13 protein-coding genes are annotated in these 13032 nt (G+C 66.2%); 6 read left to right on the top strand and 7 right to left on the bottom strand.

All coding sequences use genetic code 11. The features are described from left to right. Positions 1–14 precede the first annotated feature (14 nt). Genes SJY41_RS04345 through hisI form a run of 4 tightly spaced genes read right to left on the bottom strand, consistent with a single transcriptional unit; the run spans position 15 to position 3153 of the window. Entirely contained in the window at positions 15–1817 is a 1803-nt protein-coding gene (locus SJY41_RS04345; protein WP_380779375.1) for an acyl-CoA dehydrogenase C-terminal domain-containing protein, read from the bottom strand. Between the two features lie 3 nt (positions 1818–1820). Further along, positions 1821–2276 carry a MerR family DNA-binding transcriptional regulator gene (locus tag SJY41_RS04340; protein ID WP_380779374.1) on the bottom strand — a complete coding sequence of 152 codons (456 nt, stop codon included), beginning with the start codon at positions 2274–2276 and terminating at the stop codon, positions 1821–1823. A gap of 32 nt (positions 2277–2308) precedes the next feature. Then, complete coding sequence (locus SJY41_RS04335; RefSeq protein ID WP_380779372.1) at positions 2309–2794, bottom strand: hypothetical protein; 486 nt, start codon at positions 2792–2794, stop codon at positions 2309–2311. After that, a complete protein-coding gene (hisI, locus tag SJY41_RS04330; RefSeq protein ID WP_380779370.1) occupies positions 2791–3153 on the bottom strand; it encodes a phosphoribosyl-AMP cyclohydrolase in 363 nt (120 codons plus the stop codon). The genes SJY41_RS04335 and hisI overlap by 4 nt, the downstream gene beginning before the upstream one ends. 121 nt (positions 3154–3274) lie before the next feature. On the opposite strand from hisI, the gene purF reads away from it, so the two are divergent. After that, positions 3275–4732, top strand: a complete 1458-nt coding sequence (purF, locus tag SJY41_RS04325) for an amidophosphoribosyltransferase (protein ID WP_380779368.1) — start codon at positions 3275–3277, stop codon at positions 4730–4732. Between the two features lie 16 nt (positions 4733–4748). Further along, the gene (locus SJY41_RS04320; protein WP_380779366.1) at positions 4749–5459 is read left to right on the top strand and encodes an SDR family NAD(P)-dependent oxidoreductase; all 711 of its coding nucleotides are present in this window, start codon (positions 4749–4751) and stop codon (positions 5457–5459) included. Positions 5460–5567: 108 nt separating this feature from the next. Here SJY41_RS04320 and SJY41_RS04315 read toward each other — a convergent pair whose 3' ends face one another. Genes SJY41_RS04315 through SJY41_RS04305 form a run of 3 tightly spaced genes read right to left on the bottom strand, consistent with a single transcriptional unit; the run spans position 5568 to position 9186 of the window. Continuing rightward, on the bottom strand, positions 5568–6830 hold the full coding sequence (locus tag SJY41_RS04315; protein ID WP_380779364.1) for a class I SAM-dependent methyltransferase: 1263 nt from the start codon (positions 6828–6830) through the stop codon (positions 5568–5570). 50 nt (positions 6831–6880) lie between these two features. Continuing rightward, positions 6881–8245 carry a cryptochrome/photolyase family protein gene (locus SJY41_RS04310; RefSeq protein WP_380779362.1) on the bottom strand — a complete coding sequence of 455 codons (1365 nt, stop codon included), beginning with the start codon at positions 8243–8245 and terminating at the stop codon, positions 6881–6883. 23 nt (positions 8246–8268) lie between these two features. Next, a complete protein-coding gene (locus SJY41_RS04305; RefSeq protein ID WP_380779360.1) occupies positions 8269–9186 on the bottom strand; it encodes a histone deacetylase in 918 nt (305 codons plus the stop codon). Positions 9187–9280: 94 nt separating this feature from the next. Between SJY41_RS04305 and SJY41_RS04300 the strand changes: the two genes are divergently transcribed. The 4 genes from SJY41_RS04300 to SJY41_RS04285 are packed head-to-tail and all read left to right on the top strand — an operon-like array spanning position 9281 to position 12977. After that, positions 9281–9775: an RNA pyrophosphohydrolase gene (locus SJY41_RS04300; RefSeq protein ID WP_380779359.1), complete on the top strand. Its 495-nt coding sequence runs from the start codon at positions 9281–9283 to the stop codon at positions 9773–9775. A 40-nt stretch (positions 9776–9815) separates the two neighbouring features. Then, positions 9816–10718, top strand: a complete 903-nt coding sequence (locus SJY41_RS04295; protein ID WP_380779357.1) for a YdiY family protein — start codon at positions 9816–9818, stop codon at positions 10716–10718. Positions 10719–10758: 40 nt separating this feature from the next. Then, positions 10759–11964 (top strand): hydrolase, encoded by a 1206-nt coding sequence (locus SJY41_RS04290; protein WP_380779355.1) that lies wholly within the window; start codon positions 10759–10761, stop codon positions 11962–11964. Then, complete coding sequence (locus SJY41_RS04285; protein ID WP_380779353.1) at positions 11961–12977, top strand: arginine N-succinyltransferase; 1017 nt, start codon at positions 11961–11963, stop codon at positions 12975–12977. The genes SJY41_RS04290 and SJY41_RS04285 overlap by 4 nt, the downstream gene beginning before the upstream one ends. Positions 12978–13032 lie beyond the last annotated feature (55 nt).

Raw genomic sequence — 13032 nt, 5'->3', positions numbered from 1 at the left:
CCGCCCCCTGCCGATCAAGCGGCCATGAACATTTCGGGCGGCAGCGCCATCAGCGACTCCGCCCCACCTTCGATCTTCCGACGCAGCGCGCCCGCATCCGGCAGGATCCGCTCGGCATAGAAGCGCGCCGTCACCAGCTTGGCGTCGAGATACGCAGCTTCGCCTTCGCCAGCCGCCTTCAGCTTGGTCGCAGCGACCGCCATCCGCAGCCACATCGTGCCGACCGCGACGATCCCCATCAAATGCATGTAGCTGACCGCGCCGGCCCCGACGTTCTCGGGGTTCTTCATGCCGTTCGCCATGAACCACATCGTCGCCGCCTGAAGCTGGCCGTTCGCCTTTTCCAGCGCCTCGGCGAACACCGCGGTCGCTTCATCGCCCTTCGCTGCCGCGACGTCGTCCGCCACCAGCTTGAAGAACGCCTGGATGCCGCGCCCACCATTCTGCGCGAGTTTCCGCCCGACCAGGTCCATCGCCTGCACGCCGTTGGTGCCCTCGTAGATCTGGGCGATCCGCGCGTCGCGGACGTACTGCTCCATGCCCCATTCGGCGATGTAGCCGTGGCCGCCGTAGACCTGCTGCGAGTTGGTCGCGATCTCGTAGCCCTTGTCGGTGCCGTATCCCTTGATGACCGGGGTCAGCAGCGAGATCATGTCACCCGCCAGCTGGCGCTCTTCCTCGGTCTCGGCGCTATGTTCGAGATCGGCCTGCAGCGCGGTCCACAGGATCAGCGCGCGCAGGCCCTCGGTCAGCGACTTGCCCTCCATCAGCATGCGGCGGATGTCGGGATGGACGAACAGCGTGTCCGCCTTCTCCTGCGGCTCCTTCGGCCCGGTCAGCGCGCGGCCCTGGCGACGATCCTGCGCATACTGAACCGCGTTCTGATACGCGACTTCGGCGATCCCCAGCCCCTGAAGACCCACGCCGAGACGTGCCGCATTCATCATGATGAACATCGCCGCGAGGCCCTTCATCTCCTCGCCGACCAGCCAACCAGTGGCCGAGTCATAGTTCATCACGCAGGTCGAGTTCGCGTGGATGCCCATCTTGTGCTCGATCGAGCCACACGTGACGCCGTTGCGCGCGCCGAGCGATCCGTCCTCGTTCACGAGGAATTTCGGCACGACGAACAGCGAGATGCCCTTCGAGCTGTCAGGCGCGCCCGGCGTCTTGGCCAGCACGAGGTGGATGATGTTGTCGGTCAGGTCATGCTCGCCGCTCGAGATGAAGATCTTCGTGCCGGAGATCGCGTACGATCCGTCCGCCTGCGGCTCGGCCTTGGTGCGGATCAGACCCAGGTCCGTGCCGCACTGCGGCTCGGTCAGGTTCATCGTCCCGCCCCATTCGCCCGACACCATCTTCGGCACGTACATCGCCTTCTGCGCGTCCGAGCCCTTGGCGATCAGCGCGGCGATCGCGCCGTGCGTGAGCCCCGGATACATCGCGAACGCCATGTTCGACGAGATCATGTATTCCTGGAACGCGGTCGACACCACGTGCGGCATCCCCTGCCCGCCATATTCCGGCTGGTTGCCGAGCGTCGCCCAGCCGCTCTCGACATACTGCTTGTACGCCTCCTTGAAGCCGTCCGGGGTCGTCACCGAGCCATCCTCATGCCGCGTGCAGCCCTGCTGGTCACCCGACAGGTTGAGCGGGAACAGCACCTCGGCGACGAACTTGCCGCCCTCTTCGAGCACCGCATCGACGACGTCCGGCGAGGCTGCATCGAAGCCGGGCAGCGTGGCGTAATTGGCGAGGCCGACGACATGCTCGAGGACGAAACGCGTGTCGCGGACGGGGGGCGTATACTGGGGCATGGTTTATCCTTGCGGGGTGTCTTGGGCGCGGCTCACTTCGAGAAGGGCCACGAAACTGGTGAGTTCGTCGATGGCGAGATCGATGTCGCGCTTCTGCGCGGTCAGCAGCGCGATCCGCGCCTGGCTGCGCTCGATCACGACCTGGCGCTGCGCCCGCCGACCATCGCCGACGTCGTAGAGATCGATCATCTCGCGGATCTCGCCGAGGCTAAAGCCGACGCGCTTGCCGCGCAGGATCCAGGCGAGCCGCGCGCGATCACGGTGCGAATAGATCCGCTGCGTGCCTCGACGCTCGGGCGCGATCAGCCCCTCGTCCTCGTAGAAACGGAGCGCGCGGGCGGTCACGTCGAACTCGGCCGAGAGGTCGGAGATCGTAAAGCTCTCCCGGTCGCCGCGCGGCTCGATCACCGCATACGATTCAGGAGAGACCGGGGATTGAGGGGATGCTCGTGTCGCCATCCCCGCTGAAATAACTCTCGTTTACGTCAACGTCAATCGCCGCAGAGCAGCTTTCCTTTCGCGGACCGTAGCGTCGAGGCTTCCGATCGCGATTCGCTCAGTCGATCCACGGTCAGCGCGGCGAGCGACGCGCGGCCGGTGCACAGCGATTCGCAGGCCTCGGGCACATCGGCGGGAAATACGATCCGATCGCCGTCGAACGTCGCGTCGAACTTGCACGCGCCGAACGCGAGCTTGAGCGCATCGGCGGATCGCTCGATGGTGCCGGACGCCGCGCACCCTTGGTCTTCGCCATAGTCGACGCTGACCCCGATCCGCGCCGTCTTTGCGGTGCCGACGACGCACACCCGATCGGTATCGCGCGCCCAGGAACCTTGCAGCGGCGCGTTCGGATCCGGCACGATCCCCGCCGTCTCCGCCGCCGCTTCCAGGCGGGCGCCTGCGCTGTCGGCTACGTCGGTCGCCGGTTCTCGGCCACACCCACCCAGCACAATCGCAAGCAGCAGCACGCGCTTCATTCGGCCGGCACCAGCCCGTCGCCTTCGATCCGCCGGAAGAAGCAGGTCCGCTCGCCGGTATGGCACGCCGGACCCGCCGCATCCGCGATCACCCACACCGCATCCTGATCGCAATCGATCCGCAGTTCGGCGACGCGCAGGACGTTCCCGGACGTCTCGCCCTTCTTCCACAGCTTCTCCCGGCTGCGCGACCAGAAATGGGCCTCCCCGGTCGCCTGGGTCAGCGCCAGGGCCTCGGCATTCATGTGCGCGACCATCAGCACATCACCCGAGACGCGGTCGGTGACGACCGCCGTCAAAAGCCCGGCGGAATCGAATTTCGGATCGAGCGTCAGGCCCGTGTCGCGGCTGTTTGTCATGCCGCCGGATATACCCGAAACCGGCTTCGATGCGACGGGCGGAAAGCACGGTTATTACAAACAGGCGACAACGCCGCGAACCGCTCCTATATGGCGGCTTCCGCACGACGTGAGATCCGGCATGCAGACGACCAATCCTTTCGACGACGACAAACTCCGCGAAGAATGCGGGGTGTTCGGCGTCTCCGCCACCGATGGCGCAGCTGCGCTCGTAGCCCTGGGGCTGCACGCGCTGCAGCACCGCGGCCAGGAAGCGGCTGGCATCACCACCTTCGACGGCGCGCATTTCCATACGCACCGGGCAATGGGGCATGTCGCCGGCAATTTCGACCGCGACGACGTGATCCGGTCCTTGCCCGGCACGGTAGCCTGCGGTCATGTCCGCTATTCGACGTCGGGCGAGACCGCGCTCCGCAACGTCCAGCCGCTGTACGCCGAGCTGTCGACCGGCGGCTTCGCGATCGCGCATAACGGCAACATCTCCAACGCGATGCGGCTGCGTCGCGAGCTCGTCCGCCGCGGTTCGATCTTCCAGTCGACCAGCGATACCGAGACGATCATCCACCTCGTCGCGACCTCCAACTACCGCACGCTGCTCGACCGCTTCATCGATGCGCTGAAGCAGATCGAGGGCGCGTATTCGCTGATCGTGATGACGCCGGAGGGCATGATCGCCTGCCGCGATCCGCTCGGCATTCGCCCGCTCGTCATGGGCAAGCTCGGCGACGCAGTGATCTTCGCCTCCGAGACGGTCGCACTCGACGTGGTCGGCGCCACCTTCGTCCGCGCGGTCGAGCCCGGCGAGCTGGTCATCGTGCAAGGGTCCGAGATACGGTCGATCAGCCCGTTCGCGCCAATGGCGGCGCGGCCGTGCATCTTCGAATGGGTGTATTTTTCGCGCCCGGATTCGATCGTCGGCGATCACTCGGTCTATTCGGTGCGCAAAGCGATCGGCGCGCAGCTCGCGATCGAATCGCCGGTCGATGCCGACCTCGTCATCCCGGTCCCCGATTCGGGCACGCCCGCGGCGATCGGCTACGCGCAACAGTCGGGTATCCCGTTCGAGCTCGGCATCATCCGCTCGCATTACGTCGGCCGCACGTTCATTTCGCCAGGCGACAAGGTCCGCCACCTCGGTGTGAAATTGAAGCACAACGCCAACCGCGCGCTCATCAAGGGCAAGCGCGTCATCCTCGTCGATGATTCGATCGTCCGCGGTACGACCTCGCTGAAGATCGTCCAGATGATGCGCGAGGCGGGTGCTGCCGAAGTCCACATGCGGATCGCCAGCCCACCAACGCGGCACTCCTGCTTCTACGGCGTCGATACGCCGGAGCGGGCGAAACTGCTCGCAGCCAAGCTCGATCTCGGCGGCATGACCGGCTTCATCCATGCCGACAGCCTGAACTTCATCTCGATCGACGGCCTTTACAAGGCACTCGGCGAGGCGAAGCGCGCGGATATCCGCCCGAAATATTGCGACGCGTGCTTCACCGGCGATTATCCGACGACGCTGACCGACCATGACGAGGGCGCCGACGTCGATCAGTTCGCGATGCTCGCCGAACGCGTCATCTGATACTCCCGGAGCTGTTATGACGGACAAGCCTCTCGACGGCCGGCTCGCGCTGGTCACCGGTGCCAGTCGCGGTATCGGCGCCGCGACCGCGATCGCACTCGCGGCCAAGGGCGCGCACGTGGTCCTGACCGCGCGCACCGCCGGTGGCCTGGAGGAGGTCGAGGCAGCGATCCACGCAGCCGGCGGCTCGGCAACGATCGCCCCGCTGGATCTTGCCGAGAGCGAAGCCATCGCGCGGCTGGCAACGGCGATCGGCGATCGTTGGGATGCACTCGACATCCTGGTGCTGAACGCCGGCATGCTCGGTTCGCTGTCGTCGGTCCCGGCGATCGACCCGAAGGAGATGGCGCAGGTCCTGACGCTCAACGTCAGCGCGCAGGCAGCGCTGATCGCGGCGTTCGACGCGATGCTGAAGAAGGCGAAGTCGGCGCGCGTGATCGGCGTGACCTCCAGCGTAGGCCGCAAGCCCCGCGCCTATTGGGGTCTCTACGGCGCGTCGAAGGCCGCGTTCGAGACGCTGTTGGGCGCGTATGGCGACGAGATGGCGGAGATCAGCGCGATCCGCACCGCGATCGTCGATCCGGGAGCGACCCGCACCAGGATGCGCGCGCGCGCCTATCCCGGCGAGGACCCGAACGCGGTCAAGGAGCCCTCCGTGGTGGCGGACCGCATCGTGGCGCTGGCGATCGAGGGCTTCGAAGCTGGCCATTTCGAGCGAGTAGCTTAAGTCCCACTCCGTCATTCCCGCGGAGGCGGGAAACCAGACTGGCTGGCCTGGCGGCTCATGCACCGACGTTCGCCAATATGGATCCCCGCCTGCGCGGGGATGACGATGTTACCCGTCTGCCTGATCCTGACGCTTCACCAGCGTAACTTGCGCCACGTCGATCCCGCCGCCGCGGAACCCGCCCTCGCAATACATCAGGTAATAGCGCCACAGCGCCACGAACCGCGCGTCCAGCCGGGCCGGCAAGCGCCCCTGAGCGACGACGGTATCGAAGGACGCCCGCCACCGGCGGCACGTCTCCGCATAGTGCAGCCCGAATCCGCGGCGATCCTCCCAAGCTAGGCCGCGCGCTTCCGCCAGCGCCCGAAACCGCGGCTCCGACAACAGCATCCCGCCCGGAAACACATAGCGCTGGATGAAATCCACACTCGTCGAATACGCATCGAAGATCGCATCGTCGATCGAGATATACTGGAGCGCAGCCCGCCCGCCCGGCTTCAGCGCACGCGCGACCGCATCCAGATACGCCGGCCAATATTGCTCGCCGACGGCCTCGACCATCTCGATGCTCGCCACTGCGTCATAGGTCCCGGTGACGTCGCGATAGTCGGTCAGCGCCACCGTCACGCCCGACAGCCCGGCATCGGCGATCCGCGCCTCGACCTGACGCTGCTGCTCGATCGACAGCGTGAGCCCATGCACGGCAACGCCAGCGCGCGCCGCAAGCTCGGCAAACGAGCCCCATCCGCAACCGATCTCCAGGATATGATCGTCCGGCTTGGTCCCGGTCCGGTCCAGAATCGCCAGCAGCTTGGTCGCCTGCGCCTGCTCCAACGTCTCCGCCTCCGAGACCGGCTCGGCGAAGATCGCGCTCGAATAGGTCAATCCGGGATCGAGCCAGAGTTCGTAGAAATCATTCCCGAGGTCGTAATGCGCCGCGATGTTCCGCCGCGACCCGCTGCGATGGTTCCGCCGCATCCAGTGCCACGCGCGGGCCGACAGCCGCGCGAAACCACCCGACCGCGCTGCCGTGCCCAGCGACACCCGGTTGCGCATGAACAGCTCGAACAACGGCACCGGATCGGGGCTCGACCAGTCGCCGGCCGCCCAGCCTTCGTACCAGCCGACCGACCCGGCCGTGGCAAGCCGGACCAGCGCCCGCCATCGATGCACGATCACAATCGGCAGCGGCCCCGGCGCGCGTCCACCGATCAGCCGCCGCGTTCCGTCAGGCAGGCTCGCCTCGATCCCGCCGCTTTCCAGCCCTGCGTCGATCCGGTCGAGCAACCGGTGGAAGATCGGCGCGACGAACCGGGCAAGCGTCGTTGCTCGCTCGCTCGGTACGTCATCGAAAGCTGGAACCGCAGTCATCGCGGCGCTCCATGCAACAGCGCCGCCGTCGAGGAAAGAGGGGTGGGAGACTAGCGCGCGTGCCGCCCCGCCTCGAGTGCGCGTTCCCGGCCTTCGCGGTGACCGACGATCTTGGCGGGGTACGCGCGCGGCCGGCATCCGGACTCCTCGGGATCGTGGATCGCCTCGCCCGATACGCCGGCCAGTTCGGGCACCCACTCGCGGATATAGTCGCCCGCGTCGAACTTCTCCGACTGCGACAGCGGCGCCATGATCCGCCCGAACATGTTCGAATCCACTCCGGTGCCCGCGACCCACTGCCAGTTCACGGAATTATTCCCGTAATCCGCATCGACCAGGCAGTCCCAGAACCAGCGCTCTCCCTCGCGCCAGTCGATCAGCAGGTGCTTCACGAGAAAGCTGGCCGTGATCATTCGCACGCGGTTGTGCATCCATCCGCTCGTCCAGAGTTGCCGCATCCCGGCATCGACGATCGGATAGCCGGTCCTGCCCGTCTGCCACGCCTTCAGATCGGCATCGGCGTCCTTGCCAGTCCGCCAGGGCAGTTTATCGAACTTCGGTCGCCCGTTCGTGTCGCCGTATTCGGGCATGGTCAGGACGACGCCATCGGTGAAATCGCGCCACGCCAGTTCCTTGCGGAACGTCGTTGCATCGCCGTGACCGTCAACCGCATGCCAGACCGCGCGCGGGGATATCTCGCCGAAGTGCAGATGCGGCGACAGGCGCGATGTGCCTTCGATCGATGGCATGTTGCGATCCACGTCATACGCCTCGACGATCGCGGCCATGTCGCGCGCGTTCTCCATCGCCTGCGCCTCGCCCGGCGTCCAGTCCTTTGCAAAGCCACTGGACCAATCCGGCTTGGTCGGGAGCAGGTCCCACACGGCCAGCGTCTCGCTTTTCGGCCATGATATCGGCGCGGGGATCGTGTGCGGCACGGGCTCGGGTTCGCCGGGCGGCATCATCTGGTTCAGCGCCTTCCAGAACGACGAATACACCTTGAACTGTCCGCCTGATCCGGTCCTGACGTCTTCGATCCGCGCGAGGTGATTGCCGTCGTGCAGGTGCAGCCGATCGCCAAGCGCCGCCTCGGCCTTGCGCCACCACGGTTCGTAATGCCGGATGGCATGGATCTGCGTGGCACCGGTCTCCTCCATCAACGCGGTCAGCACCTCGACCGCATCGCCGCGACGCAAGATCAGCTTCGAGCCCTTGTCGGCAAGCGATTCCGCGAGCGAGACGAGCGTGTGATGCAGCCACCACCGCTGCGCGCCGCCCATCGCCCATTTGCCCGGCGCGTCGTCGTCGAGCACATAGACCGGGATCACCGGCCCGGCCTGGGCGGCGGCGATCAAGGCGGGCTGATCGTGAAGGCGAAGGTCCTGGCGGAGCCAGAGCAGGGTCGGGGCTGTCATCGCGAAGGTACGCTTACGGTGGCTCAGGCGTTCCCCCGCCACGACGTTTCGAAAGCGGCGCCCAGCCTCATGATCGCCGCGACGTGCCGTTCCGCGATCGCCAGCGCATCATCGCCGTATCCGCCACCAACGGTGCTTGCGAGGGGCACCCGACGCTCGATCGCCAGTCGCGCCACCAGCGCCTCGCGGCGCTCCAGCCCTTCCAGCGTCAGGGAAAGCCGCCCGAGCCGATCGCCGGAAAAGGGATCGACCCCGGCCTGGTACAGGATCAGTTGCGGTCTGAAATCATCGAGCAGCGGCACCAGCGTGGTCTCGAGCATCGTCAGGTAGGCCGCGTCGCCGATCCCGTCCGCCAGCGGTACGTCGACGGTCGAGCGCGCCTTGCGTACCGGGAAATTCTTTTCGGCGTGGATCGAGTAGGTCGCGATTTCCGGCCGCCCGGCAAGCAGCGCGGCGGTTCCGTCGCCCTGGTGCACGTCGCAGTCGACGATCAGGACCCGGTCGACGCGTCCCTCCTCGACCAACCGCGTGGCCGCGACCGCAAGGTCGTTGAACACGCAGAACCCCGCCCCGGTATTTGCCAGCGCATGATGGCTGCCCCCCGCGGTGTTGGCGGCGAACCCGTGTTCGAGGGCAAGGCACGCGGCGAGCCAGGTGCCATGCGGTACGATTCCCGCACGGCTCGCCACGGCCGCAGTTACCGGAAAACCGATCCGCCGCTCCTTCTCCCTGGGTACGCGGGCTTCGAGCACTTCCGCGACGTAATCCTCGTCATGGACCGCTTCCAGCCAGGCGGTCGGCGTCGCCCCGGGCAGATGCCACGCGACCTCCGTCCCGCGTTCCAGCAACAGGTCGCGGATCAATCCGTTCTTGTTCCAGCGATACGTCGATCGTGCCGGCGCCGCGGTGACGTAATCGGGGTGGTGGACGACATGGATCATGCTCCGTAGGTAGGAACGCGTAACCGCCTGCCCAACTACCTGCCCAACCGCCTGCCCAGGCGCCTGCCCAACCGCCTGCGTTCCGGAGACCTGCGTGCCCGACAATTCGACCCTGCCTTACCGCCCCTGTGCCGGGATCATGTTGATCAACGCGGAGGGCAAGGTCTTCGTCGGCCAGCGCAACGATTCGCCGGTCGACGCCTGGCAGATGCCGCAGGGCGGGATCGACCCGGGCGAAGACGCGGAGGCCGCAGCGCTTCGCGAGCTCGGCGAGGAAACCGGCGTGATGCCGCAGCACGTCGAACTCATCGCCGAAGCACCCGGCGAATTCGTCTACGACCTGCCCCCCGAGCTGCTCGGCAAGGTCTGGAAAGGCAAATGGCGGGGTCAGGCGCAACGCTGGTTCCTGTACCGCTTCCACGGCACCGACGCAGACATCGACATCGCGACGGAACACGAGGAATTCCGCGCCTGGCGGTGGAGCGAGCCGGCCGATCTCCCGCGGCTGATCGTCCCGTTCAAGAAGACGCTCTACGAACAGGTACTCGCCGCCTTCGCGCCACATCTCGGCGCAACGATCGCGGACTGAGCAGTTCCCAATGCGCCACGCTGCCATTACGGAACACAGCGTGCGCCGCTTATCCTTTCTCCTCCTCGCCCCGTTGCTGCTGGCGAACGCGCCGGATCCGCAGTCCGTCATGATCCCGGAGACGATCCGCGCGATGCTCGACGCCGCGCTGGAGGCGGGCAACGAAGCCGACGTGAACACGATCGCGAAATACGCGCGCGCCGCCGACCCGCTCAGCGGCGACGCGGTGCTGGCGATCGCGGAGAAGTGGAAGGCCGATCGCGCGGCACAGCGCACCCAGGTCATCCGCCAAGCCAGTTTCCTCGACCTCTGGAGCGGCAAGGCGGAGATCGGCGGCTACCTCACGACCGGCAATTCCGATACCGCGGGTGGCACCGCAGTGCTCGACCTGAACCGCGAAGGCCTCAAGTGGCGTCACAAGTTCCACGCCCAGGCGGACTATCAGTCGAACCTCAACATCACGACGCGCGAGCATTACCTCGCCTCGTACGAACCCAACTACAAGGTCGACGACCGTGCCTATATCTACGGCGTCGGGCAGTATGAGGGCGATCGGTTCCTCGGCTATTACAACCGCTACTCGACCTCGGTCGGCGCGGGTTACAGCGTGATCAAGACTGCCGGCACCAAGCTCGACCTCGAACTCGGGCCCGCCTATCGTCACACCGAGTTTACGGATGACACCACGCAGAGCAGCATCGCGGCGCGCGGGACGGCGAATTTCAGCGTGCGGATACTCAGCGGGCTATCGCTGACCCAGATCGCCTCGGCATACGTCCAACGCTTCAACAGCACGCTCAGCGGTACCACCTCGGTCAATGCCAAGCTGATCGGGCCCCTGTCGGCGTCGCTATCCTATAGCGTCCAGTATGAAAGCGAACCGCCGGTCGGATCGGTTTCGACCGACACCACCAGCCGGGCGTCACTCGTCTACAGTTTCTGACGCTGTTCCCACGCCCCTGCTGGCGCGCTACGGTCGCGTGATGAGTGGACTTTCGAAGATCGAGCGTGATGCCGTAGACGCGGCGGGCGCGGCGCCGATGCTGTCGCAGGTCGAGGCGTGGGCGACCGTGAACAGCGGTACGCGCAACCTCGCCGGACTTGCGACGATGGCCGGACTGCTCTCTGACGCGTTCGCTCGCCTGCCCGGCGACCTTACCCTGGTTGAGGCCGCTCCGGTCGAAAGCGTCGGGTCGGACGGCCTAGTCTCGACGCTCGAGCACGGCAGGCATCTCCATCTCACCGTCCGTCCGGATGCAGCGCTACGCATGCTGTTCACGGGGCACATGGACACGGTCTATCCGGCAGACCACGCGTTTCAGTCTCTGCGTTGGCAGGATGACGGGACGCTCAATGGCCCCGGTGTCGCCGACATGAAAGGCGGGCTGGCCGTCATGCTCGCAAGCCTGGCCGCGGTCGAGGCGAGTCCGCTGGCACCGCGTATCGGCTACGACGTCGTGATCAACTCGGACGAGGAGACCGGTTCCTTCTCGTCGGCCGCGTTGCTCGCGCGCGCCGCGCACGGCAAGATCGCCGCCCTCACCTACGAACCTGCGCTTGCCGACGGCACGCTTGCAGGCGCACGCGGCGGCACCGGCAATTTCTCGATCCTGGTCCGCGGCCGCAGCGCGCATGCCGGCCGCAACCCCGAGGACGGCCGCAACGCGGTCCTCGCTGCCGCCGACGTCGCGGTGCGGCTGTCGAAGCTGCGCAGTCCGACCCTTGCGGTGAACCCGGCACGCATGGAAGGCGGTGGCCCCAACAACGTCGTCCCCGACCTCGCCGTCTTGCGCGTCAATTTTCGCCCAGCGACGCTCGACGAGATTGCTCGGGCGCAGTCGCAAATCGACGCGGTCGTCGCTGCGGTCGCTGCCGAGCACGACGTGCGGATCGCCGTCCATGGCGGGTTCAACCGACCACCAAAACCGATCGACGCGGGCGCCGCGCGCCTGTTCGACCTCGTCAAGGCGTCCGGCAGCGATCTCGGGCTCGACATCGCCTGGAAGGCGACCGGTGGCGTGTGCGACGGCAACAACATCGCCGCCGCCGGCGTGCCGGTGGTCGATACGATGGGCGTCCGCGGCGGTGCGATCCATTCCGCCGACGAGTTCATGATACCCGACAGTCTGGCAGAGCGCGCCGCTCTATCGGCCATCACCATATTGCGTATTGCGGAGGGCCGTCTGTGAGCTTCAGGATACGGCCCGCGGTCGATGAAGACCTCCAGCATCTGTACGAGATGGCCAAGCTCACCGGGGGCGGGTTCACCAACCTGCCGCCCGACCGACGCGCCTTGACGACCAAGCTTGAGCGCAGCCATGCGGCCTTTGCGCGCACTGACGGACCGCTGCAGGACGAGTTGTTTATCCTGATCCTGGAGAACGTCGAAACCAAGGACGTTCGCGGCACGTGCCAGCTCTTTACCCAGGTGGGCCAGAGCTATCCGTTCTACAGCTACCGGATCGGCCAGCTTGCCCAGCATAGCCGGGAACTGAAGCGCACCTTCCGTGCCGACATGCTGACGCTCGCTACGGATCTGGAGGGTGCGAGCGAAGTCGGCGGCCTGTTCCTGCATCCTGGCGAGCGTGCCAGCGGTCTGGGGCTTCTGCTCGCCCGCAGCCGCTATCTCTTCATCAAGATGCACCGTGCGCGCTTCGCCGACCGGATACTGGCCGAGCTTCGTGGGATCATCGACGAAGCCGGCGGCTCACCGTTCTGGGATGGCCTTGCCGGGCGGTTCTTCGGCATGAATTTTCAGGATGCCGACCAGTTCAATGCCATCAACGGCCATCAGTTCATCGCCGATCTCATGCCCAAGCATCCGATCTACACGGCCATGCTGTCCGAAACGGCACGGGCGGCGATCGGCCTCCCCCATCCCTCGGGCCGCGCCGCCATGCGCATGCTCGAGAACGAGGGCTTCGCGTTCGAAAACTATGTCGACATCTTCGACGGCGGCCCGACCATGACCGCACGCACCGATCAGGTGCGTTCGATTGCCGACGCGCAGGATAGCAGGGTCGTCGCGATCGATCAGGACGGTGGTCAGGATGCCTTGGTCGCGACTGGCTATCTCGCCGACTTCCGGGCGGCATTCGGTCGGACCCGGTCGGCAGGCGACGGCGTGGTCCTCTCACGCGATTGTGCTCGCGCGTTGGCGGTCGGCGAAGATGCCGTCGTCACGCATGTCGCACGTATCTGATCCGCACGACCGTCGGGTTAACTTACAGTTAAGTATATAATGCTTGCCAGAATGG

Origin of the sequence: Sphingomonas sp. R86520 (genome assembly GCF_042466285.1) — a bacterium.
GTDB lineage: Bacteria > Pseudomonadota > Alphaproteobacteria > Sphingomonadales > Sphingomonadaceae > Sphingomonas.
Note: the sequence above shows the minus strand (reverse complement) of the source record. Positions and strands in the feature narration are given on the sequence as shown.